Genomic DNA, 24,991 nt, shown 5'->3' with positions numbered 1-24,991 from the left:
CTCTTAAATCATTTGTTTTTTCCCTGAAAAGCATAGCTCAGTCCGATGTTCACATTTGAAGGATCACCCAGCGTATAACTGTACCCCCATTGCGACTTGCTGGCCACCACCGCATAATGTTTGTCGGCCACGTTCAGCCAGTTGATCCAGCAACCCAGGCCCTTCCACTCGTAACCTGTTCTGAGGTTAAAAACGGTAAATCCATCATACTCCACCGTATTCGCCGGGTCCATGTAATAACTGTTCATGTGCTGCATCTCTACTCCGATGCGGAAGCCTTTCAGGCGAAGCGGTTTGTACATGACCTCCGCATTGGCGATAAAGCCTGGTGCATTGGCCATATCGTTCCAGGAGTAGTCCTTGCCCTGTTCTACAAAATCCACGAAACGATGAATGGCGTTGGTACCGCTAATGCGCACATAAATATCCTTCCTTGGCGTGACTGTGACACCGTATTCAACGCCCTGATGTTTGGTTTGCCCGGCATTCCGGTTCTCATAAGTGCCATCATCGAGGCGAACGGAAATGATTTCATCCGTGCCATCCAACCGGTAAATGCTGGCATCCAGGTAGAGCTTGTCCTTCACCAATTTGGCCCATCCACCGATCTCATAATTGTAAAATGTGGATGGCTTAAGTACAGGTACTTTTACCCCTTTGTACAATTCTGTGATCTGGGGTGGCACGAAACCCTGGCTGTAGTTTGCATAAACACCGGACTTCCCTTTGATATCATACGTGAAGCCCAGCTTGGGTGAAAGCGCATTAAAGCTGTTCCTGCTATCCGGTGATCCGGAATACGCCGAAGGGTCGAGTGCATTGTCCAGATCATACACAAAGTTGTCGTAGCGTACGGCGGCCACCACACGCAGGTGTTCCAAAGGAGATAGCTCCAATTGTGCATAGGCGGCTGAGTTCAGCACATCCACGGTATAGTCGGACAACAGCGAATCCGTGGTCTCATAGCTGATGTACTTGCCTTTCGGGCTCTTTGCAATAGGAATGTATTTGGCGTAGTAGCCGGAGGGACTGAAATCTTCAGACACACCAATGATCGCTACTACATTTTTCCAGTCAAACGATTGGCGATGTTGTATAACCCCCGCATAACTTTGAAAGTACGCATCGTTGATCTGGCCATGGGCCAGCAAGGGATCTCCGGTACCATTCCAGGGTTTGTAATCGTCCGAAACGAAATACGAAGGATTCTGTTTGATGCTGTTGTCGCGGAACAATGCCGTGAATGTGGTCTTGCTTTTCGGGTTCCAGCGTTGGGTCAGGGTAGACCGGGCACGCAATGCAGATACATCCCGGTAGGTGAAGGTATGCAGATTGGTATAGTTGTGTTCGGCGAACTTGTTGCTGTCCAGGCTACCGGTCATGTCCGAGTAATAGTCGATGAATGACACGCTGTTACTCAGGTCGGTCTTGTCGCTGAAATGGTAATCTGCACGAAGGGTCAGGCCCAGTTTATCAAAATCGCTATGCTCCATGAGGCCGTTTTTTCTTTTGGCATAATACCCGGCAACGGAGACCCCGAGTTTTTTCATGGTGGTGGATGCCTGGAAGTCGGTTCGCTTAAAGCCCAGGTTGTTGGCCTGAACCGCGACCTTGGCAGTCGGGACGGCGCTCGGACCGAAGGTGATGAAATTCACGGCACCACCAATGGCTTCCTGGCCGTAGAGCGATGAAGCGGGTCCTTTGATGATCTCGATATTCTTCACCGTGGCCATGTTGATCTCGATCAGTGCGTTGTGGTTGAACAGGCCGGCCGTGCGGATGGGAATGCCATCTTCGAGATATAGAAAAAGGCTTTTATATCCCAGGGGTTGGCGGATGGACATGGCGTGTTGCTCGTTGCCAAGGTTCATCATGTACACGCCGCTTACCTTGTTCAGCACCTGTTCCAGTGAGTTCGGCTTGGCATCGTTGATGACTGCCGGTGTGAGTGTGGCAATGGCGATCGGCGCATCTTTCCGTTCCTGCACTTCACGGCTGGCAGAGACGATGACCTGTCCGAGCTGCATCACAGATGGCTTAAGGGAAATAATCGTACCTCCCTTCCATGCAAACGTTTGTCCCTGGTAGCCGATATAGGAAACGGTGATGCTGTCGGCCTTTGCCGCTTTGATTTCAAAAATTCCGTTCAAATCCGTGGTTGCGCCGGTTTGTGTACCGGTGATCACCACGCTTACGCCTGTCAGTGGTTCTTTGGTCTGATCGTCGATGACCTTGCCCGAAATGGTTTGCTGGGCATACGCGGTATACGAACTGATCACCACCATGAACATGACCGCAATGAGGTTATGTAGTGGTTTCATTGATGTTGATTAATGGAAATTGGCAATGGACAAAAGACATCGGTTATTGGAAGGGTCACCATCTAGCGACGGTTATCCAATGACCATTGTCTGATTTCTAATGTCCTTTGTCTAATGACTAGCTTTAAAACATTGAGACACATCCTTCCGGTTCGGAAAGATGCTGTTCATCCTTATGAAAAGGAGTGGCGGGGTGGCGGGGTGTCAGGTTTGCCGGTGTAGGTGGTGAGGCTGTTTTCATTTGTAATCAAACGCGCGCCGTTATGGAGCGTACCAAAATCCTCGCATCCGGTTTCGCTTGTCACAAAAAAGGCAAGTACTTCTTTGATGGGTGTTACGGGTAGTTTATTCTGATCGGTACCTGCATCTTCGTCGGCGATTTTTTTGATCTGTGCGGTACGGTGACATTTCCCGTGGCATTTCATTTGGGGCTTGTCCTTATTGATACAAAGCACCTTTGCGATGTAGTCTTTGTTCACGGCATATTCAATGTAGGGAACCGCCGGCCTGAGCAGAATGGATAGGTACAGGGTAAGCAGCGATATGGAAACAATGCCGCGCATGCACTGCAAAGGTATTTTGTTTTGGGGAATAAAAGAATAGCGGAGGGAAAGTTTGAGGTCGCAAAATGCGACGTCAAAAAAATTATTATTGCTATGATTATGATAAAAGAAGTGAAAGTTTCAGCAACAGCAAAACAACAAGGGTGTGAATCCGAAGCCTACGCCTTTGCCCCGTCCAAATCTTTTTTTGTATTCATCAGGCGGGCATTGCGAAAGTGTTTGTTCACTTCATTGACAAGTGGGTAAGGACGGTTGAACGCCGACTGGTTAACCTTGAAATGTTTGGACAAGGCACGGATGGTTTCTTTGGACAGGCCCTTTTGGTAATTGAGGATCTTGGAAACGGTGCCTTTGGACAGCCCCAGTATTTCCAAAAGGTCTTTCGGTTTCAGGCTGTTCTCTTCCATCAGCGATCTGATCAGCTGTACAGGGTCCCGATCATCAAAGGTATTGTGCGCCTCATCCCACTTCTCGATCAGTAAGGTAAGCAGTTCGATCTCGTCGGATAAAACCTTTTTATCCTGAGATATTAAATCTTCCAGGATACGGCAATAGTCGTTGTATTGCTTCCTGGTTTTGATGATGGTGTATTTTAACTGTTTCATATTAACGCCCTAAAAAACTAATATTCACCAACTGTATATTGGTTTCCTTTGTCACACAGCTTTGTATAAGCCGCATGTGTTCCTATCCATTTGACAAATAAATGAACCCTGGTTTTTCCAAAATGATACTTGCATATCATCCGGTACTTGTTGCCCCCAATATCAAATACGACCCTTTCCGAACCACCACCCAGAATATCCGCGCTTCCAAAGGTTGATTTTATATCATTGGGTTCATTCCAATCAGCTCTCCTGATGACCGACAACCAAATCATAAAGGGTTGTCTGCTTTGGACATTTGCCACAGCATAATCCTCTATGGATTGTTTCTTAATCAGGTGAACTCTCATAATCTAACGCGAAGGTAGATAAAATGTTTCCCTTTGTGAAACTTTTTAATTAAGCCGAATATGACTATTTTTTGGATGATTTTAAGCTATTAGAATAATGCGTGTCCTCCTCATTTGTACTATGCTTTGCTATGCTTTTCCGGCATGGTGTCAGAATAGGGAGCACCTGGGTAGGATTGATGCTGAAGGCCATCAACCCTGCGACAGCCTTAAGGTTATACGGGAATTTGATGGGACTCAGGACAATTCACCAGAGAATGTCAAGGTCATTTGCTATGAGTTAGAATGTGCCGGAGGACAACGTCATATCTTCAAAAAGGTGATTCATCCGGTTGGAATGATTTGGTACTTTAAGAATGACATATCCATTTCCGCTGATTCTTTCGAAAAAGAATTGGGACATCGGTGAATATATCCTCAACAAAAACAACAAAGGTGTAACCCGAAGCCACATCCGTTGTTCCATACTCACACCTTTGCTCACAAAAAAACCCCGCTTCTTTCGAGGCAGGGTTTCTATTCGGATTTCCAGTGTGAGTTCTGGCGATAGCGTTCTCCACTCTCCATACTCAGACTCACTCTGTATTTTGCTCCTCCTCTTGGACTTGAACCAAGGACCCTCTGATTAACAGTCAGATGCTCTAACCAACTGAGCTAAGGAGGAGTGTTCCCTATTTTAAAGGGACTGCAATATTACGGCAATGCTGAAACTTTTGCAACTACGCTCCACTGATTTTCAGTGAAGAATGTTGATTTTTGTACCTTTTGCCTATGAAATCCAATACGTACATTAGGTGGCTACTCATTATTATCCTGTTTGGCGGGATACTTATGGCTTCCTGCGGCACTCCCAAACCAATCCTGAACCCTGCAATAAATATCGATACATTGTACTTAAGGGTGCATTATGACAACTCCATTGACTCCACGTTTGTTACAATATTTGACCAGAGATTAAATAACAGTATCTCCCGGTTCAACAAGCAACACCAGTCATTTCGTGCCATTCGTTCGGACACAGCTTCAAGCCATTTCATGAATATAGAAATCGATACGATCAGGATTGTAAGTTCAGGCAATGTTACGGGAAGCGCCATAGCCTCCACTATCGGATTGGTGGGATTGCCGCTGCTTTTGTTGAATACCGATGCTGATTTTGTCATCTTTTTCTGGGTCACACCAATGAATTACACCAAAATGACAGTATCTCTCTCTACCAATATAAATAAGTCGAAACTTGATAAAATCCCCATGGCTGCAACCTCTTCTGGTTACTTTGCAAACTATGAGAAGCGAACGATCAGACAAAGCAAGGCATTTGAAGATTTCCTATACCATCTACTCATGCAGATGGAGTACAAATATGATCTGCGTCGCCAGTAAAATTTCCTGTAGTTACCCCTCGGGTATTTGTTAGGCATTGCAATTTGTAACCGATATCTTTGGGCAAAATCGTAAATAGTTATGAGCTTATTAGTTATCGGAACAGTGGCCTTTGATGCCATCGAAACCCCTTTCGGAAAGACAGATCGCATCATCGGTGGTGCAGCTACCTACATCGGACTTTCCGCCTCCTACTTCACAAAAAACATCAACCTTGTCTCCGTTGTCGGTGACGATTTTCCTCAGTCCGGCATGGACATGATGAGCAAACGCGGCATCAATCTGGACGGACTCGAGATTCGCAAAGGAGAAAAATCCTTTTTCTGGTCGGGTCGTTACCACAATGACATGAACTCCCGCGACACGCTAGTCACCGAGCTCAACGTACTGGAGACTTTCAACCCGCAACTCCCTTCCGGCTATCAGAATCCGGATTTCGTGATGCTGGGTAACCTCGCCCCGGCCATCCAACGTCAGGTGATCGAGCAACTGAAGAACCGTCCCAAGCTGATCGTGATGGATACCATGAACTTCTGGATGGACATTGCCATGGACGAACTGCGTAAGACCCTTACCATGGTTGACGTTCTTAGCATCAACGATGAAGAAGCGCGCCAGCTGTCCGGCGAATATTCACTCGTAAAAGCCGCCAGCAAGATCATGGAAATGGGACCGTCCTACCTGATCATCAAAAAGGGCGAACACGGTGCCCTGTTGTTCCACGGGAAACACGTATTCTTCGCGCCGGCCCTGCCCCTTGAAGAGGTTTACGATCCCACCGGAGCCGGAGACACCTTCGCAGGAGGCTTTATCGGATATATGGCCAGCCGCAACGCCATTGACTTTGAGAACATGAAGCGCGCCGTGATCTACGGAAGTGCTATGGCTTCATTCTGTGTAGAGAAATTCGGAACCGAAAGAATCACCGAGATCGGAACCGACGAACTGGACAACCGTATCAACGATTTTATCCAACTGGTTCAATTTGACATCGACCTGGTGGAAGGTTGATGTTAGTACAGAGTAGATAGTAGTTAGTACAAAGTAGTTAGAGGGTAGATTCGTCTATAGCTGCTCGATTCTTCTAATGTCCAATACTATCTACTAACTACTATCTACTCTGTACTATTTAATCACATGTCTTAACCAACGTCGTCTTTACAAGAATCTCGCCTTCCGGCCAGAACTTGCTTACACCATCAGTTCCTGTGTGACGCTCTGAGCAAGCAGCCTGCAAAGCGGCCACCGCATCCTGGGCATTCCAATGATCAAATTCGATGTGCGCCCGGAGAGAAAGTTCTTCACCTTTAATGGTATAGGTGCCGCCAAAGTCCTGACTGGTGCCGTTCATATTCAGACTGATATTCACACGACCGCTGTCCAGGCCACCTTCAACGCCATTAACTGTTCCGGTCAATACATCGCCACCGGCCATGGTGCCAAAGAATTTTTCTACGATCTTCTTATCACGATCCGCATCTGAAGAATTCACGCTCGAGGTGTAGATGCTGAACGTGGCACCATTCAACACTTCCTGTGGGTATTCAACGGATTTGTCCTGCATCACCGTCAGGCTATCGAAAGTACCTTTCACTTCCACCCTTGCCGTATGCTTGTATGCGGTCCAGAAGGCCTTTGTGGTGGCACCGTCATAGGAATAATGGCAAACAGGTTGTGCTGCTGGTGCAGGTTCCGTTTCTGTTGTTGTTTCTTGCTGGCCGGGTTCACCGCCACATGCCGATAACAATACAGCGACAACACCAACCCATAGTGTTTGGGGGGATAACATTTTCATGATCTGGTTGAATTAGATTAAAACTCGATGAGAATTTCATTTTTCTCCACAGTACCACCCGCCTTCACACGGATCTGGCGAACGGTCGCATCCACCGGTGATTTGATGACGTTCTCCATCTTCATCGCTTCAAGCACAAGAAGAGAATCGCCCTCTTTCACCTCGGAACCATCCTCCACATGAATGGCCAGTACCTTACCCGGCATCGGCGCTTTGACCTCATTCACCTTTTTGGAGATAAGATCATCAAGACCCATGGAATGCAGCAACTGGTCAAATGCATTTTCCACCTTCATGGTCATGCGGTAACCATTCACATCCAAAATGCACGTTTTGCTTTCCTGGTCCCATGACACCAGGTAAACCCGGTATGACTGACCGTCACGAATCACATGCCATACGCCGGGACCATGATCCGATACGTCCAGCGCAAAAGGCTGATCGTTCAGGTTTCCTTCCCATTCGGGCCCCGAACCGGTCTCGACCTTGATCTCCGTACCGTTATGATGGGTAATGTGGTATTCAGGCATGCACAAATATAATGAATGGAGCGATTAAGTGGCGGACAAAGGATGGATTGTGTGGCAAGCCGTGCATCAGTGCTAAAAATAAGGCCGTCTATGAAATGTACCGTTTTTTAAGCATCTTTGACGACTATGATACACGGGTTTTCTCGCATCGGATGGTGTGCACTGTTTGCGACGGCCATCCTCTTCGGCTCTTCATGCCATACCAATAAAAAAACAACCGCCTATACAGGTGAAGAAATGGCGGAAGAAACAATGGACCTGCCTGCTATTCTGGTCAGGCCTATGCCATATCAACCCTCCGAGAAACGCATCAACGACCTGATCCATACCAATCTGAAAATACGGTTCGACTGGTCCAACCAATGGGCGATCGGTGAAGCGGACCTCACCCTCAAACCTTATTTCTACCCCACCTCCACACTGGACCTGGATGCCAAAGGTTTTGATATCCAGTCCGTGGAAATGATCCAGGTGAATGCCACACCACAAATGGCCGCATCCCTGGAGTACACCTATGATACAGCTCAGATTCACATTAACCTCGGGCACGAGTTCCAAAGAACCGACACCTACACCCTCCGTATCCGGTATACTGCCAAACCAAATGAAGGAGCGTCCGGCGGAAGCGAGGCCATCACAGACGACAAAGGTTTGTACTTCATCAACCCGGACGGCAGCGATAAGAAAAAGCCCAGACAGATCTGGACACAAGGTGAGACCGAGTCAAACTCACGCTGGTTCCCCACCATCGATGCACCCAACGAAAAAATGACACAGGAATTCCACATCACCGTGGATAGCTCCTTTAAGACCGTATCAAACGGTACACTGATGTATCAAACGGAGAACGGCGACGGCACACGCACGGATGTCTGGAAACAGGACCTGCCGCATGCCCCTTACCTGGCCATGATTGCCGTGGGTCATTTCTCTGAAACGAAAGACAAGTGGAGAGACAAAGAGGTTAACTACTACGTGGATCCGGAGTACGGAAAATATGCCCAACAGATTTTTGGCAACACCCCGGAAATGATTGAATTCTATTCAAAGAAACTCGGCGTGGATTATGCCTGGGACAAGTATTCTCAGCTGGCTGTTCACGACTACGTATCAGGCGCCATGGAGAACACCACGGCCGTCATCCACGGAGATTTTGTTCAGAAAACAGCAAGAGAGTTAATCGACCGGAATGATGAGGACGTGATCTCGCATGAACTTTTCCACCACTGGTTCGGGGACCTGGTCACCTGCGAAAGCTGGTCCAACCTACCGCTGAATGAATCTTTCGCTACCTACGGTGAATACCTTTGGTTCGAACACAAATACGGGCGCGAAGCAGCAGACATTCATCTGAACGACGACCTGGGCCAATACCTACAAGAGTCGCGGTTCAAGCAAGAGGACCTGATCCGCTACCGCTATTCCGACAGGGAGGATATGTTCGACGGCCATTCATACCAGAAAGGCGGACGCGTATTACATATGCTCAGGAAGTATGTTGGTGATGAGGCTTTCTTTGAATCCCTTCACCGGTATCTCGAAAAGTATCGCTTCAAAACCGCTGAAATACATGATCTCAGACTGGTCTTTGAGGAAGTCACCGGGGAAGACCTCAACTGGTTCTTCAACCAATGGTTTCTGGACAAGGGACATCCCAGTATACTTATCGAATATGCATACAACTCAACGAAGAAGCAACTGACCGTAAAGCTTTCACAGACGCGCAATACGGATTCTTCATTCATTTATAAGTTGCCGATGCGGGTGGATATTTATGTGAATGGCAACGTGGAGCATCACGATATTGTGTTCAGGCAATCCATGCAAAATTTTGATTTCAACGTGGATTCGAAACCAGATCTGGTGAATGTGGACGCAGAAAAAATGTTGCTCTGTGAGAAGCGTGACACCAAGCTTGATGAACAATGGCGCTTCCAATACCGCAAAGCGCCCCTGGTGATGGACCGACTCGAAGCTGTTGAAGCCATCATTGAAACGCAAAGTGATGAGAACAAGGCCCTGCTTATCGAAGCGTTGAGCGACACCCAACCTGACATTGTGAATACCGCGCTGGACGGTCTTGAAATGTACGAGGTTGGCGACTCTTTGGATATTCGACAACAACTGATCACCTTGTCGGGAAAACAGGATTCTTATCTGCGTGCAGCCGGCATTCGGTCTATCGGAACATTCCATGCCGATGATTCATCCCTCAAGGATATTGTAACAAAAGGCCTGGCGGATTCAAGCTACAGGGTGATCTCCGCTTCCCTGCGCACCGCGTGTGCGATGGATTCCATGAACTGCGACAAGTACACGCGGCAGTTTGAAGATGGGACCAACACCACCATTCTTCTGACCATTGCCAATCTGCTGGCCCGTTATGGTGTACCGGACAAGAATAATTTCTTTGATGCCATTTACCCACAGCTCAGCGGATTCGATCGTTATGATTTTTACGATTCCTATGGCGTTTACCTTTCAAAGCAGCCGGATAAAGTGGTGGACAAAGGCATGCAGCGGCTCTTTACGGGCGCCACGGAAGAAAACCACTGGCAGATCCGTTATGCCGCCGTACAGGGAATTTTGCAACTGTGGATCCGCTACTATGTGATTGAGAAAAAACTGAAGATGGAAATGAAGGAGTCCGTTCGCATGGGCGGTGAAAATGCCAGAGATACTTTTGTAGGCCGGGAACTTCAGTTGGCCAAGGATCGAAAAGACCGGCTTCATCAGATGCTGGAAGACATCGCATCCGGTGAAGAGAATGAGATCCTGGCGAACTATGTAAAAAGGGAACTGGCCTCCATCAATGAGTTATCCTCATCCGGCGAATAGCCCGTCTTCGGAAGCCTCATACCCATCATCCCTTTTCAGGTGGCCGTCGGATGCAGCCACGGCAAGTTCGTCGCAGCGCTCGTTTAGTGGGTTATCCGCATGACCTTTCACCCAGCGGAATTTCACCCTGTGCTTTTTGTAGATCTTCAGAAACCTCATCCACAAATCCACATTTTTCTTTCCCTTGAATCCTTTTTTGAACCAATCGAACAGCCAGCCTTTTTCCACAGAGTCCACCACATATTTTGAATCCGAGAAGATGGTCACCGCATGACCTTCGCCTTTTAACGATTCCAGAGCAACGATCACACTCAGTAATTCCATGCGGTTATTCGTGGTATGCCGGTAACCCTGTGACATCTCTTTACGATGTTGCCCTGACATCAGGATGATACCGTAACCACCCGGCCCGGGATTTCCCTTTGCAGAACCGTCCGTATATATCACCACCTCAGCCATGCTGTACTCTTTCTTTTAAAATATTTTCAATCACTCCCGGGTAGCACTCATACTCCAGGGCATGTACTTTTTCTGCAACCGCTTCGGCATCATCATCCGGAGAAACGGCGACGCTTTTCTGGAAGATGATATCACCTTCATCATAATGCTCATTCACCCAATGAATGGATATGCCTGTTTCCGTTTCACCTGCAGCCACAACCGCCTCATGCACCCGGTTGCCGTACATTCCCTTGCCACCATAGCGTGGCAGCAAGGCAGGATGTATGTTGATCATGCGTTTGTCAAAAGCGCGGGTGAGGTCTGCCGGGATCAGCCACATAAAGCCGGCCAGCACGATAAAATCTATGTTTGATTTTTGCATCACCTCCACCATGGCGCCTGGTTGATAAAAGCCCTCACGATTTACCAACACATACGGAATGTGATGATTTTTTGCCCGCTGGAGCACATATGCATCGGGTTTATTGCACAGGATCAGTGCAACGTTAATGTCCGAATGCCCCTTGAAATGTGCGATGATCTTTTCCGCATTGGTACCCGATCCGGAAGCAAATATGGCGATATGCTGCATGTTTATGCTGCCTTTTGGCCGGCAAATTATAAATTTACAGGGACTATGAGTGCTATCCTGCGATATTCTTTCCGGCTCATCCGGCTTTTATGGGTGCTGCCCGCGTTAATGTTCTCATGCCAATCCCATGAACAAACAACCACGCAACACAAGACCTTCTTTGATCTGAAACAATACATTGCTTCGGAAGCCAACCGCCTGACCCGCGAACACCCGAACGTGACGAAAACGGTGACGCTTGATGGACAAATTGAAGAAAAAAATGTAGATGCTGTGGACTGGACCACAGAGCTGGCACCGTTCACTTCATGCAACATCAATGAACCCGCATTGTGGGACAAATACCAGGTTGATAGCACCGGAACTACAGAACGTTTAACCGTGGTTTACCAAAGCCTGAAGGCAGATCTCAAGGTGCAGGAAATACGTGTGCATTTTGAAAATGATCGTTGTGTTGGCGTCCAAATCAAAGCCCGAACGGAGAGTCGTTTGTATGGTATCGTTTCTGATCGGTCCTATGATCCGGATAAGGGTTATGAACTGGAAGGTCAGCAGGATGTGACCGGTCTGCCATCCACGAAGTATGCTGTTAAAACACGTTATCGTGATTAAACGAATCTGGTATTTCGGCCTGGTCATCGTTGCATGTAACAGCGGCGATGGAAACCGGGAACCTCTTGCCAGTGGAAACTGGCACGCGGAACTGGAGATCACCAATGAGGTGCAGCTTCCGTTTTCGTTTCACCTCACCCTGGGAGATGATACACTGATCTCGCTGCGCCATGCGAACGAAATCATCTACTTAAACAACATCCGTTTCACCTCCGATTCCTTTTTCATTCCGGTTGATCCGTTCGATTCCGAGATCAAAGGCACCATCACGCCAGACGGGCAAATGCAAGGTCAATGGCAGGATTATTCCAGAGGCAATGATTACATCCTTCGGTTTCATGCCTGGCCGGACACCATTGAAAAAAGGAATAGCAATGAAGCCGTTTTTGATGCGGGCGGACGCTGGCACACCATCTTTGACAAGGGAAAGGAAACGGAATACAATGCCATTGCTCAGTTTACACAGGCGGGCAACCAGATCACCGGAACCTATCTTACGGAAACAGGTGATTATGGTGTACTGATCGGTGAAGCGGATAAAGATGGATTTACCGTAGGCCGTTTTGACGGTGGCCATGCTTATCTTTTTAAACACCAGGCGGAAACGGATAGTTCATTTACCGGAACCTACTGGTCTGGTATTCATTCGGTCGAAAGCATTTTTGCAGAACGGGATGATCGCTTTACACTAAGGCCACCTGATTCCCTCACCTTTTTGAAGGAAGGTTATGACAGGTTTTCATTCGCATTTCCAGGTTTGGATGGGGACACGGTTCGCATGACCGATAAACGTTTTCTGAACAAAGTAATGATCGTTCAGATCATGGGCACCTGGTGTCCCAACTGCCTCGATGAATCCATTTTCTTTGCAGAGCTATATGGTCGTTACCGTGAACGCGGATTGGAAATCGTTGCCCTGTGCTTTGAAAGAACACCGGAGTTGGAACGATCCATCAAAAATGTAAACAGATTGCGTGCACGTATTCCCGGGCTTGACTATACCTTCCTGATCGCAGGACAGTCAGACAAAGATGCGGCATCGCGCGCCCTGCCTATGATGTCCAGGGTCATGGCTTACCCAACGGCGTTATATATAGATCGGAATGGAAATGTGAGGAAGATCCATACTGCTTTTTCAGGACCCGGTACGGGTGAAGCGTACGACAACCTGAGAAAAGAAACCATTTCCCTCCTTGAAAAACTTCTGGATGAATAGCCGCTTATTCGGGAAAGAATCCTTTCCGCTCCCGGTATAATTTGCTGAATGATTTCGGTGCGATCTGAGGAATGCTTCTATGCTTTCCCCATGAACCTTTGAGCGCATAGTGCAGCACCATGTTCTTGATGCCTGAACTCCCCATGTCCATCATTTTGCGACTCAGCATTCCTTTCCGCCAGAAGTAAATGATGCGTTTTTCAAGCGTGGTTACCTGTCCGGCCTGCGTAGCATCGCTGCGATTGGTGATTAGCAATTTATGAAGATCGATACGTACAGGACATACTTCGGTACACTTACCACACAGCGACGATGCATAGCTCAGGTGTTTGAAGGATTCCATCCCTTTGTAGTGGGGAGTGATGACGGAGCCGATCGGACCGCTGTAGGTGGTTCCATAAGTATGACCGCCAACGCTCTGATAAACGGGACATCCGTTGAGACACGCACCACAACGTATGCAATGCAAAGCCTGACGTTGTTCAAGCTCGGCAAGTAGGTCACTGCGACCATTGTCAAGCAGGATCACATACATTTCATCCGGGCCATCCACCTCATTGTGCTTGCGGGGTCCGCTGACAATATGGTTGTAGACCGTAACATTCTGACCTGTGCCGTGTGTTGACAACAAGGGCCAGAAAAGTCCCAGGTCTTTTACAGAGGGTATTACTTTTTCTATCCCCACTATGGCAATGTGAATCTTGGGAAAACCCACACTCAGGTAGGCATTTCCTTCGTTTTCCGTAAGCGCAATGGCGCCTGCATCCGCAATCAGAAAGTTTCCACCGGAAATTCCCACGCCGGCCTGCTGATACTTTTCACGCAATACTTTCCGCACATATGCCGTGACTTCCTGCGGCGTGCTGCCGGCCGGTAATCCAGCTTTCTCATGAAAGAGTTCCGCCACATCTTCTTTGGACTTGTGCATGGCTGGAGTCACAATATGATAAGGTGTTTCACCGGCAAGCTGCACGATGTATTCACCCAGATCCGTTTCTACAGCCTCAATGCCATTCCCTTCCAGAAAATGATTCAGGTGAATCTCCTCCGTGGTCATGGATTTTGACTTGACAGTCAGCTTTGCGTTGGCCTCTTTGAAAATTTTAAGGATTTCCTGGCGTGCTTCTTCATCATTCTGAGCCCAGATAACCTTGCCTCCGTTCTTTGTGAAGTTAGCCTCGAACTCGATCAGATACTTATCCAGGTTTTCGATGGCCTTGAACTTTTTGGATGCGGCCCGTTCCTTGGCAAGTTCCAGATTGGCAAATTGGTGTTTCCCTTTGACGACGGTTTTATCGTATTGGGAGATGTTAAAACGAAGCTTCCGGCGATGTTCCTTGTCAAAGGATTTTACCTCAGCATCTTTGTGGAACTTTTCCTGCAGACTTTGGCTCATGGGCAAATTTGCCTTGATTAATTTTTGGGATTTAATTCTTCATTCAGCTGAATGCGTTCTTCACGATTCACCAGTTCCCAGCAGGTATAAAATACCAACCGGGTGATCTTTTCCATTTTCTCAAAATCGATCTTGTCTACGGTGTCGGTTGCCTTATGATAATCCTCATGCGTACCGTTAAAGTAGAATATGATCGGGATGTTTTTCTTCGCAAAGTTGTAGTGATCGGAACGGTAATAAAAGCGGTTGGGGTCGTTCGGATCATTATAGGTATAGTCCAGTTCCAGGTTGGTATAGGTGCTATTCGCCTCTTCACTGATGCGGTGCAGCTCATTGCTCAGTTTATCCGACCCGATAAGGTAAACGTAATTGGGATTATCCGCATGTTTTTCGTCCAGTCTGCCGATCATGTCGATGTTCAGATCTGCCACTGTATTCTCAAGCGGATACACAGGATTTTCAGTATAGTACTTTGAACCGAGCAATCCTTTTTCCTCTCCGGCTACCGGCATGATAAGGATGCTCCGACGCGGACCATGCCCGTCTTTCTTGGCCTGCATAAACGCCTCTGCCAGTTCCAGCAATGCGGTTGTTCCTGATGCATCGTCATCGGCACCATTAAACACCTCATCCCCGTCGATCCCTATATGATCATAGTGTGCGGTAAGTACAACGATCTCATCCTTCTTATCCCCACCTTCAATAAAGGCCAGTACATTTTCGGAAGTGAGCCGGTCCGTCGTTTTCTTAACAGACACCATGACATCTGTTTTTGATTCGAATGAATAAGGCTTTTTGCGCTTGGCAATCCTGTCCTTCAAATCCTGTACATCTTTCCTTTTGGCGTTGGTGAGCATGGCATTGGCCATATCAACTGAAATATAGAAGACGGGCATTTGGCCTTCACCGTGTTCTTCTTCACCGCCGATATCAAGCTTCATAGAAGGCTTCTCTATATAATGTTTGAAGTTCCTGATGTTTTCCTCCATCTGCGACGTCACCATAAACAATGCCCTGGCACCTTTATTTGCCGCAGTGCGACTTTTCTTTCTATAATTGGTTGTCCAGGAAGACATTTTGGTACTTCCGGTAATCACCGAGTTACTGTCTGCATCGATAGGTTCACCAACCCACATCAGAAGTGATCTGCCGGCAACATCCAGCCCGTTGTAATCATTATAGTTCTCTTCTTCTATACCAAAACCGGCAAACGTGATCTGGTCTGTGGACCATTCCTGTTCTTCGTAGCCGGGCATATAAAAGAAGTCCTTCATGAAGGTGTATGCTTTGCCATTAATGGTGATGGTGGAACCTGATGAAGATTGTTGAACAATCAACGGGAATTCCTGAAAATAAGTTGAGTCGCGATACGGTGGTATATCCAGGGAACGGAATTGCTCCGCCAGATAGGCTGCTGCCTTTTTTTGCCCGTGCTTACCCGTTTCCCTCCCCTCGTAATCATCAGATGCCAGCACATGCATATGATTGCTGATATGTTCACTGGTAATCGTGGCTGCATACTTCAATGCCAGGGTATCTATAGGGGTATCCGCATTTGCGGGCGCAAAAACAGACCAAAACGATATCAATGTGGCAAGCACTTTCAGTTGATTTCTCATAATGGTATTTTTTGAACACGTTGTGTATGTCTTCCTCCTTCAAAGGAAGTACCTATAAATACATCCAGCATTTCAAGAGCTTCGTTTTCGGTCACATACCTAGCCGGAATAGCCAGGATGTTGGCATCATTATGCTGTCTTGCTAGGGCAGCAATCTCACGGTTCCAGCAAACGGCCGCACGAATGCCCGAATGTTTATTGGCAGTCATTGCAATGCCATTCCCGCTTCCGCAGAGCAATACACCGAAATGTGCCTTTCCGGATTCTATAGCGGAAGCGACCGGGTGAGCAAAATCGGGATAGTCTACCCGGTCTTCCGATGCCGGACCCACATCAAATACTTCGAAATGATTTTTGCGGAGGTACTCTACCAATATACTCTTCAGAGAAAATCCGGCATGATCACTTCCAATCGCGATGGTTTTTTCAGGATTGTTCATAAGATTAAAACAAAAGTAAGGCTTCTGCACCGTACTAAAAAGTGGTGCCAACCTTATAAGAGACGCATTACAGGATAAATTCGCTGCTTAATGAAATATGTCTGCATATACCTTGCACGCTCTTTCTCCAGGGACTTTGATCAGATACCAACGATACAATTAACAAACCCGTGAATAGAATGTTCATTATTCGCGATAATTAAGTTTGGAAAGCACCAAAGAGAAATTGCTTAGACAATCTCACAAATCCTACAAGTGATATTATTGTAAAGTTTCAGGTATTAATGAACAGTTTATCAGGTATTCCGCTCGGCTAAAACCACAAGCTATTTATCCATAACTTTGTTATGAACTGGTCGTTGATAAACTACTTAAAGGATTGTTTACTTGACTGTTAAAATTAACAACCCAAAAGAAATTTGTTCATATAATTTTGATAAAGCACATTACCTAACAAGTCCGGGATTATTTACCGACCGTTTCAACAGACTAATAATATATACACAACTTTAAATCATCTTTAAAAAAATGTATAGTAATGTTGTGTATGAAAGCATAGTCGGGTCTTGTCAGAGTTTATAAATTAGCAACGCTGAAATAAAAACGCACTGAAATGAAATTGGATATGGATAAAGGTTATCTGGATGTTGCGGTTGATCCGACAATGGACCTTTTCCGTGAGATCGGGCAATTGAAAAAAGAAAAGAATGCCATCATTCTGGCTCATTATTATCAGGATCCGGACATCCAGGATATTGCAGATTATGTAGGGGATAGTTTGGGATTATCCCAACAAGCTGCGGAAACAAAGGCTGATATCATTTTGTTTGCCGGTGTTCATTTTATGGCAGAAACGGCGAAGATATTGTCTCCGGACAAGAAGGTTTTATTGCCGGATCTGAATGCCGGTTGCTCCCTTGCTGATTCATGTCCACCGGATGAATTTGCCGCATTCAAAGAACAGCATCCCGGACACGTGGTCATCTCTTATGTAAATTGTTCTGCGGAGATCAAAGCACTTACTGACATCGTTTGTACCTCCACCAATGCCCTGCAAATCGTAGAAAGCATCCCGGCAGATACCCCCATTATTTTTGCACCGGATAAAAATTTGGGAGCATACATCAAGAAAAAGACCAACCGTGAAAACATGGTCATTTGGGATGGAAGCTGCATGGTGCACGAGATATTTTCATTGGAAAAGATCATCTCCCTGAAAGAACAACACCCGGAGGCGTTACTGATTGCCCACCCGGAATGTGAGGATGCGATTCTTAGTATGGCCGATTATATAGGATCAACCACCGGTTTGCTGAAATATGCCACCAATAGCGATCACTCAAGTTTTATTGTTGCTACAGAATCCGGTATACTGCACCAGATGAAAAAAGCGGCGCCGCATAAAACATTCATTCCTGCACCTCCGGACAATGCATGTGCATGCAATGACTGTCCGCATATGAAATTAAATACGCTTGAAAAAGTGTTCATAGCTTTGAAATACGAGCAACCGGATATCGTTTTGGAAGAAGGTCTTAGAAAGAAGGCGGAAAAATCCATTCGTGCCATGCTTGATATTTCAAAAAAGCTTCAGTTATAGTTGATGAAAACCAGGAAGAAACATAGCGCACTTTTAGCCACATTGTTCTCAATGATTTTGTTCGGATCATTGATGGCACAAACTGATGATGGCTTTGTACAATTGTTTCATTCCAATGGTAAAGTGGCCAGTGAAGGGTTGATGAAAAACGGCAAACCCGAAGGACTTTGGAAAAACTATACCGAGGAAGGGCAATTAAAATCCGAAGGCAATCGGGTGAATCATCAACTGGATGGTATCTGGAAATTCTATGGAGAAAATGGAAACATAGAATTGGAAGTGACCTATCGGGAAGGAAAAAAAGAAGGTCCCAAAAATTCCTATGATACGACGGGACAATTGACCATGACGGAAGCTTTTCATGATGATGTGAAGGATGGACCTACCATGCACTATTATGCCGGTGGAGCTACGCACAAATTCATCCCTTTTGTTACCGGAAAAGAAGAGGGTACCGGTTATGAATACGACAAGGACGGCACCATCATTACCATCTGGAAATTCCAGAAAGGATTTATGGTGAAGCAGGAAAAAATTAACAGGAAAGACAAAAATCTACGAAAACAAGGAAGGTGGAAAGACTTTTACGAAAACGGACAGATGAAGTGGGAAGGTGATTACAAGGATGATCTCAGACATGGTATTTTCAAATACTACAGTCCTGAGGGAAATCTCCTTGACATTAAGAAGTATGAAAATGGAGTGGAATTAAAGGATGTCGATGAACTCGTGGTCATGAAGGTAAAAGAAGAATATGATGATAGCGCCAGGGTGAGATCCAGAGGAACGTATAATAAAGATGGTAAGCCTGAGGGAATTTTTAAAGAATATGGCCCGGATGGTTCAATCGTTTCGACCACAGTCTACAGTCAGGGAACCGTGATTGGACAAGGCCTTATGGATGGTGGCGGAATAAAGCAGGGTCCCTGGGAAGAAAATTGGCCGAACGGCAACATTCGCGCTCGTGGTACTTACAAGAATGGAAAGAAAGTGGGTAAATGGCAATATTACCATGACAATGGTCAACTTGAACAAACCGGTGAATATGTAGATGGAAAACCCCACAAGGAATGGAAATGGTATTACCGAGATGGCAAACCACTAAGAATTGAACAATTCAGGTTGGGGAAAGAAGATGGTGAGTTTGTGGAGTATGGAGATAGCGGACAAGTGATTACAAAAGGCGAATACCTGGACGGTTACAAAGAGGGCCCCTGGGTATATGAACTGGAACATTACCGGGAGGAAGGACAATACAAGGACGGACAAAAAGATGGTGTTTGGAAACATTTTCACAAGAACGGAGAACTGCGTTTCGAAGGAGAGTTTCTTGCCGGAATCCCGATGGGAAAACACAAGTGGTATTACGACAATAAACGTTTGAAGGAAGAGGGAAAATACAAATCGGGACGTAAATCTGGCAAATGGATCAAGTACAATCCCGACGGGAGTATCCTGGTAGTAATACAGTTCAAACAAGGTGCCGAGGTAAAAATTGACGGTGTAAAAGTCAAGCCCGAAAGTCCTGCCTATGAAGACCTCTGACCCGGAGAAATCAGCAAATAAGGTCGCCCAATTGTACGAGCAGATCGTACAACAATCCGTAGATGCATATATGATCTTGGACCTGACCAGGATGTTGATCTTGGATGTGAATGACAGTGCGGTGCGGATGTTGGGTTATAAAGGCAGGAAAAACCTATTAGGCAAGAAAGGGATACCCAGAATGATGGGTAAATGGTCGGAAGCCTGGCACAAAAAGATGTTGGGTATCCTCAGGAAGAAGGGTGTTTTCATTCAGAATGTAGCGTTCAAGGTTCCGGTGAGGGGCCGTGTTTGGGCCAATATGAGTGCCCAGATTATGAAGGTGGGAAAGCAAAAGTCTCTTGTTATCCGGTTGTCTGATGTCACCGAAGAAATTGATCGCAATGAAGAACTGGCGAAGACCGAAAGGTATTGGGGAAACATCATGAAAAACCTCAGAGAGAGTTTTGTGGTGATCAATAAAGACTGTCGGATTATTGATATCAGCAATATGGCGGCTGGCTTCAAAAGGGAGGATGTTATTGGCGGCTACACGTACAATTTTGTTCCCGAGAAATTTGCTGACATTGTAAAAAAGAAGACCAAAGAGGCTTTTAAGAAGGCCAAAAGCGTCACTTTTGAGACTGCGGTGGATTCACCTGAGGGAGATACCCTTTGGTATAGTAGCATCCTGATTCCCAATATCGAAGATGGAGAAGTGATCAATGTGGTCAGTATCTCAAGTAACATCACGGAACAAAAGAATGCGGAAGAGCAGCGGTTCCGGGCGGAAAGAGCTGAGGCGACCAATGTTGAACTCAAGAATGAGATCAATGAACGCATACGTGTTCAGAAAGAGCTGGATGATTCCAAGAACTATATTGAAAACATGATCAACAGTTCACCGGATGCCATTGTGGGGTTAGACGATGAACGCAGTATCACAAGTTTCAATCTGGCCGCGGAACGCATATTCGGATACAAGGAAAAGGAAGTCCTGGGAAAACATATCGGTATGCTTGCAGGCGGCCCACAGATTGTATCCAATGTGAAAACGACACTCCAAAACAAGGCCCGTTCTGAATTTGAGATCGTGGGCGTTCGGAAAAACGGCGAGAAGTTTCCTTTATATATTTCCACATCGGTTCTTCTGGACAAGGACAAAAAACGCATGGGGTCGGTCACCATTGCAAGAGACATCACCAAGGAAAAGAAGAGGGAAGAACAAATCCTGGCCAGTGAGAAAAAATACAGGGAACTGATAGAAAACAGTCAAACCCTGATCCTTTCTCACCACCTCGATGGGGAGATTCTGACCATTAATTCTCTTTCTGCAAAATGGATTGGCTATGAACCCAAACAGATCATAGGTAAGAAAACAGTGAATTTTATTGCCAAGCAATACCAGAAAGAATACACGGACTACGTTCGCAAACTTAAGAAGGATAAATTTACAAAAGGTGTCGTGAGGGTGAAGGATAACAAGGGCAAAGACCTGTTCTGGTCCTATAAAAGTTCACTTCGTGAATTGGACGGAAAGCCTTATGTGACCGTATATCTGGAAGATATAACAGAACACGTACGTGCCGAACAACAGGTCAAGGAATCGCTCCGGGAAAAGGAAGTTCTTCTTCGGGAAGTACACCACAGGGTGAAGAACAATCTTCAGGTGATCTCATCCATTCTCAATCTGCAATCTTCCTATGTGGAAGATCAGAACACCCTTAACATACTCCGGGAAAGCCAGAATCGGATCAAAGCGATGGCCTTTATTCATGAAAGTTTGTACCAGGCAAAAAACCTTTCACATATAAACTTTGCTGAGTACATTGAGAATTTGTCTGATAATTTATTTCGTTCATATGGTGTTGTGGATGGTTCTATCGAAATCAAACGGCAGATAGGCGATGTATTTCTAAATTTGGACATCGCCATACCATGTGGCCTTATCGTTCATGAGTTGATTGCCAATGCCCTTAAGTATGCATTTGTTGGCAAGAAGGGTGGAACAGTTGACGTTTCAATGACGATAAGTGGTAGAAAAGCAATTCTGAAGGTAGAAGACGATGGAATAGGTTTACCAAAAGACCTTGACATCAAGCAAACCAAGAGTCTTGGACTACGGCTGGTAATGGCGCTGGCAGAACAGATAGGGGGAAAACTGACCTTGCAAACTTCCGACGCAGGAAGTCATTTTAAGATAGCATTTGATGTGGATAGCACATTGCATAATTAAGACTGACTAGGCATATGGCACAGACATCTATTTTGATCGTCGAGGATGAAAAAATTGTAGCGAAGGACATTGAAAATAGCCTCTCCAAATTAGGGTATAAGATTACCGATGTTGTTTCCTCCGGAGAAGACGCCCTGCGTTCAGCGGGTGAAGTGAAACCAGACCTGGCGCTGGTTGATATTATGTTAAAGGGAGATATGGATGGCATTGAAGCCGCCAAAGAAATGTGGAAAGACATGAGCATTCCGGTCATCTTCCTCACAGCATACGCGGATGAGAGTACCATCAACCGCGCAAAGCATGCGGAACCTTTCGGCTACATCATTAAACCGTTCAAGGAGGTGGACCTGAAGACGACCATTGAGATCGCACTGCATAAGTATGCCCTGGATATCAATGTTCGCAAGGAAAGGGACATTTATTCCGCTATTATCAGCAATACAACGGCCGACAGTGTTTTCGTAAAATCCAATTCCAGACAGAAAAGGGTGAAAGTTGAGGATATCCTTTATGTGGAAGCTCTCAAAGACTACGTAGTGGTAAATACCGTTTCCGAAAGGTATACGATCCATTCCACGATGAAGGACATACAAAAGAAACTGCCAACGAAGCATTTTGTCCGGGCACACCGATCCTTTATTGTGAACATCGATAAGATTGATATTATTGAGGATTCCAACCTGATCATTGGGGTGGATAAAAAGGTTATTCCGATTGGCGGTTCATATAAGGAAGACCTGATGAGCAGGTTGAGCTTTATATAACCTAAAACGCTTCGGAGATCAATCCGAAATCCAATTGTTTTCGCACCAGGTCGGCCTTCTTGATGATGATGGCCACCTTGTCTCCCAGTTGATAGTTTTTCCCGGTCCTTTGCCCGACCACACGGAAATTCTCTTCCTCGAAAACATAATAGTCATCATCAATATCGCGCAGGCGAACCATGCCTTCACACTTGTTTTCCAGGATCTCAACATACAATCCCCATTCGGTCACACCGGAGATAATGCCTTCATAAGTGTTTCCGACCTTATCCGCCAGAAACTGCACCTGCATATACTTGATGGAAGCGCGTTCTGCGCTCACCGCTTTTCTTTCCATTTCCGAAGCATGTTTGCAACGGCTTTCAAGATCTTCGCCCTTCGGACTCGGTTTGTCTGAAAGGTATCGTTCCAAAAGGCGATGTACCATAATGTCCGGGTAACGCCTGATGGGTGAGGTGAAATGTGAGTAATGGGCGAAAGCCAGGCCGTAGTGTCCGATATTTTCTGTCGTATATACCGCTTTCTCCATGGTACGAATGGAAAGCTGTTCGATAATATTCTCCTCATTCGTACCCTTGATGTCTTCCATCAGTTTATTCAGCGATCCCGACAGCTCCTTCTTTGAACGTGTGTTGATCTTATGACCGAAGCGTTCAATAAAATTAGAGAATACATCCAGTTTTTCCTGCCTTGGGGAATCATGTGTACGATACACAAACGGTCTGCGTAATTCTTTGCCGGCGTATTCGGCAACCTGCCGGTTGGCAAGCAGCATGAACTCTTCGATCAGGTGATTACTATCTTTCGATTCCTTCAGGTAAACCTCTACGGGGTTACCAGCATCATCAAACCGGAACCGCGTTTCAATGGTCTCAAATGCGATGGCGCCTTTTTCAAACCGCTCCTTTCGCAAGAGCTTCGCAAGCTTATCCAGTTGCCGCAGTTCTTTTGCGAAGGGACCCTCTTCTCCTTCCAGAATGGCCTGGGCGGTTTCGTATGTAAAACGGTGGTCGGAATAGATCACCGTTCGTCCCAGCCACCTGTTGGTGAGCTTCCCGGCTTCGTTCATCAGGAATACAGCGGAGAAACAAAGCTTTTCCTCTTTAGGGCGCAATGAACAAATGCCATTGGATAACCTTTCCGGTAACATGGGCACGACGGTATCTGCCAGGTAAACGGAAGTTCCGCGTTCATAGGCTTCTGTATCCAATGCACTCCCCGGACGTACATAATGGGAAACGTCTGCAATGTGCACCCCAATCTCCCATGTACCGTCCTCCAATGACCGGATCGACAAAGCGTCATCAAAATCTTTCGCATCAAAAGGATCGATGGTGAATGTGGTGACATCCCGGAAATCCCTGCGTGTTTTTAAGTCTTCTTCTGTGATTTCTTCCGGGATGCGGTTGGCCTCATTCTCCACCTCCTCCGGGAACGATGTCGGGAAGCCGAATTCCAGCAATATGGAATGTCGTTCCACAATTTTATCCCCCGCATATCCAAGTACCTCGGTTATTTCACCCATCGGATTCAGACCGGCATCCGGCCAATCCGTGATTCTGGCAACAGCTTTCTGACCATCTTCCGCGCCTTTCAATTCATCTACCGGGATCATGATATCAAGCTGCATCTTCAGGTCATCAACTTCCAGGTACGCCATTTTCTTGTTGATGTGGATTGTACCTACATATTTCTCCCTGGCCCTTTTCACCACCTCTACCACTTCTCCTTCCGGCCTGTTCCCTTTCCTTTTGGCGAACAGGTATACTTTCACCTGGTCTCCGTTGAGCGCGGTTCCTACATAGCGGGGGCGAATGTATATGTCTTCTTTACTCTCTGGTGAGATAACAAATGCAGAACCTGACAATGTGATCTGAATGGTTCCCTCCAGGTATGCCGGACCTTTTTTCAATTGAAAAGACCCTCTTTTCTGCTTTTGTATCAGATTCTTTTCCTCCAATGCATCCAGAATACTTATGATTTTTTCACGGATCTCCGGGTCACTGGAACCGATTGCCGCAGCTACCTGTTTATGATTAAAAACTTTGGTCGGGGATTTTTTGAATACCGCAAGAACCTGTTCAAGTAAAGAAGTTTGCGTGTTTTTTTGTGGACTGTTACGGCCTTTTCTGCCCATATCGGATGACGGTCTTGTCGAATTAGTCT

At 46.3% G+C, this 24,991-nt stretch carries 21 protein-coding genes and 1 tRNA gene; 9 read left to right on the top strand and 13 right to left on the bottom strand.

Annotation, left to right across the window (positions count from 1 at the left end; translation table 11 throughout):
- Positions 1–8: 8 nt before the first annotated feature.
- The 5 genes from KDD36_02815 to KDD36_02795 all read right to left on the bottom strand — a co-directional run bounded on the left by KDD36_02815 (position 9) and on the right by KDD36_02795 (position 4,503).
- Entirely contained in the window at positions 9–2,321 is a 2,313-nt protein-coding gene (locus tag KDD36_02815) for a TonB-dependent receptor (protein ID MCB0395556.1), read from the bottom strand.
- Between the two features lie 173 nt (positions 2,322–2,494).
- Complete coding sequence (locus tag KDD36_02810) at positions 2,495–2,884, bottom strand: hypothetical protein (GenBank protein ID MCB0395555.1); 390 nt, start codon at positions 2,882–2,884, stop codon at positions 2,495–2,497.
- Positions 2,885–3,042: 158 nt separating this feature from the next.
- On the bottom strand, positions 3,043–3,489 hold the full coding sequence (locus tag KDD36_02805; GenBank protein MCB0395554.1) for a helix-turn-helix domain-containing protein: 447 nt from the start codon (positions 3,487–3,489) through the stop codon (positions 3,043–3,045).
- Between the two features lie 17 nt (positions 3,490–3,506).
- A complete protein-coding gene (locus tag KDD36_02800) occupies positions 3,507–3,839 on the bottom strand; it encodes a type II toxin-antitoxin system HigB family toxin (protein MCB0395553.1) in 333 nt (110 codons plus the stop codon).
- Between the two features lie 590 nt (positions 3,840–4,429).
- Positions 4,430–4,503: transfer RNA gene (locus KDD36_02795), tRNA-Asn, on the bottom strand.
- 371 nt (positions 4,504–4,874) lie between these two features.
- On the opposite strand from KDD36_02795, the gene KDD36_02790 reads away from it, so the two are divergent.
- Both KDD36_02790 and KDD36_02785 read left to right on the top strand, forming a co-directional pair.
- Complete coding sequence (locus KDD36_02790; GenBank protein ID MCB0395552.1) at positions 4,875–5,222, top strand: hypothetical protein; 348 nt, start codon at positions 4,875–4,877, stop codon at positions 5,220–5,222.
- Positions 5,223–5,303: 81 nt separating this feature from the next.
- The gene (locus KDD36_02785; GenBank protein MCB0395551.1) at positions 5,304–6,233 is read left to right on the top strand and encodes a sugar kinase; all 930 of its coding nucleotides are present in this window, start codon (positions 5,304–5,306) and stop codon (positions 6,231–6,233) included.
- A 118-nt stretch (positions 6,234–6,351) separates the two neighbouring features.
- On the opposite strand, the gene KDD36_02780 is transcribed toward KDD36_02785, so the two are convergent.
- Together KDD36_02780 and KDD36_02775 are read right to left on the bottom strand one after the other, a co-directional pair.
- On the bottom strand, positions 6,352–7,017 hold the full coding sequence (locus KDD36_02780; protein MCB0395550.1) for a YceI family protein: 666 nt from the start codon (positions 7,015–7,017) through the stop codon (positions 6,352–6,354).
- A 17-nt stretch (positions 7,018–7,034) separates the two neighbouring features.
- Entirely contained in the window at positions 7,035–7,319 is a 285-nt protein-coding gene (locus KDD36_02775) for an acetyl-CoA carboxylase biotin carboxyl carrier protein subunit (GenBank protein MCB0395549.1), read from the bottom strand.
- Between the two features lie 354 nt (positions 7,320–7,673).
- Here KDD36_02775 and KDD36_02770 point away from each other — a divergent pair, with 354 nt between their 5' ends.
- Positions 7,674–10,385: a M1 family peptidase gene (locus tag KDD36_02770; GenBank protein MCB0395548.1), complete on the top strand. Its 2,712-nt coding sequence runs from the start codon at positions 7,674–7,676 to the stop codon at positions 10,383–10,385.
- Here KDD36_02770 and rnhA read toward each other — a convergent pair.
- Both rnhA and purN read right to left on the bottom strand, forming a co-directional pair.
- Positions 10,371–10,844 (bottom strand): ribonuclease HI, encoded by a 474-nt coding sequence (rnhA, locus tag KDD36_02765; GenBank protein MCB0395547.1) that lies wholly within the window; start codon positions 10,842–10,844, stop codon positions 10,371–10,373. The two genes, KDD36_02770 and rnhA, sit on opposite strands and share 15 nt — an antisense overlap.
- The gene (gene purN, locus KDD36_02760) at positions 10,837–11,418 is read right to left on the bottom strand and encodes a phosphoribosylglycinamide formyltransferase (protein MCB0395546.1); all 582 of its coding nucleotides are present in this window, start codon (positions 11,416–11,418) and stop codon (positions 10,837–10,839) included. The genes rnhA and purN overlap by 8 nt, the downstream gene beginning before the upstream one ends.
- A gap of 45 nt (positions 11,419–11,463) precedes the next feature.
- Here purN and KDD36_02755 point away from each other — a divergent pair, with 45 nt between their 5' ends.
- Entirely contained in the window at positions 11,464–12,030 is a 567-nt protein-coding gene (locus KDD36_02755; protein MCB0395545.1) for a hypothetical protein, read from the top strand.
- Positions 12,023–13,246, top strand: coding sequence for a TlpA family protein disulfide reductase (locus KDD36_02750; GenBank protein MCB0395544.1), 1,224 nt, complete (start codon positions 12,023–12,025; stop codon positions 13,244–13,246). Before KDD36_02755 ends, KDD36_02750 begins: the two co-directional genes overlap by 8 nt.
- 4 nt (positions 13,247–13,250) lie before the next feature.
- Here the strand turns inward: KDD36_02750 and KDD36_02745 are convergent, their stop codons facing one another.
- The 3 genes from KDD36_02745 to rpiB form a co-directional block, all read right to left on the bottom strand.
- On the bottom strand, positions 13,251–14,642 hold the full coding sequence (locus tag KDD36_02745) for an iron-sulfur cluster-binding protein (GenBank protein ID MCB0395543.1): 1,392 nt from the start codon (positions 14,640–14,642) through the stop codon (positions 13,251–13,253).
- A 17-nt stretch (positions 14,643–14,659) separates the two neighbouring features.
- Positions 14,660–15,646 (bottom strand): M28 family peptidase, encoded by a 987-nt coding sequence (locus KDD36_02740; GenBank protein ID MCB0395542.1) that lies wholly within the window; start codon positions 15,644–15,646, stop codon positions 14,660–14,662.
- 611 nt (positions 15,647–16,257) lie between these two features.
- On the bottom strand, positions 16,258–16,701 hold the full coding sequence (gene rpiB, locus KDD36_02735) for a ribose 5-phosphate isomerase B (GenBank protein ID MCB0395541.1): 444 nt from the start codon (positions 16,699–16,701) through the stop codon (positions 16,258–16,260).
- Between the two features lie 664 nt (positions 16,702–17,365).
- On the opposite strand from rpiB, the gene nadA reads away from it, so the two are divergent.
- From nadA to KDD36_02715, 4 genes are read left to right on the top strand one after another with little or no spacing between them, the layout of a single operon-like run.
- Entirely contained in the window at positions 17,366–18,301 is a 936-nt protein-coding gene (nadA, locus tag KDD36_02730) for a quinolinate synthase NadA (GenBank protein MCB0395540.1), read from the top strand.
- A 3-nt stretch (positions 18,302–18,304) separates the two neighbouring features.
- Positions 18,305–19,846, top strand: coding sequence for a toxin-antitoxin system YwqK family antitoxin (locus tag KDD36_02725; GenBank protein MCB0395539.1), 1,542 nt, complete (start codon positions 18,305–18,307; stop codon positions 19,844–19,846).
- Complete coding sequence (locus KDD36_02720; GenBank protein ID MCB0395538.1) at positions 19,833–22,061, top strand: PAS domain S-box protein; 2,229 nt, start codon at positions 19,833–19,835, stop codon at positions 22,059–22,061. The genes KDD36_02725 and KDD36_02720 overlap by 14 nt, the downstream gene beginning before the upstream one ends.
- 14 nt (positions 22,062–22,075) lie before the next feature.
- A complete protein-coding gene (locus KDD36_02715; protein MCB0395537.1) occupies positions 22,076–22,825 on the top strand; it encodes a response regulator in 750 nt (249 codons plus the stop codon).
- A 1-nt stretch (position 22,826) separates the two neighbouring features.
- On the opposite strand, the gene rnr is transcribed toward KDD36_02715, so the two are convergent.
- Positions 22,827–24,962: a ribonuclease R gene (rnr, locus tag KDD36_02710; protein MCB0395536.1), complete on the bottom strand. Its 2,136-nt coding sequence runs from the start codon at positions 24,960–24,962 to the stop codon at positions 22,827–22,829.
- Between the last annotated feature and the right edge of the window lie 29 nt (positions 24,963–24,991).

The organism is Flavobacteriales bacterium (assembly GCA_020435415.1).
Taxonomy (GTDB): domain Bacteria; phylum Bacteroidota; class Bacteroidia; order JACJYZ01; family JACJYZ01; genus JACJYZ01.
This window is presented reverse-complemented; position numbering and strand designations above follow the sequence as displayed.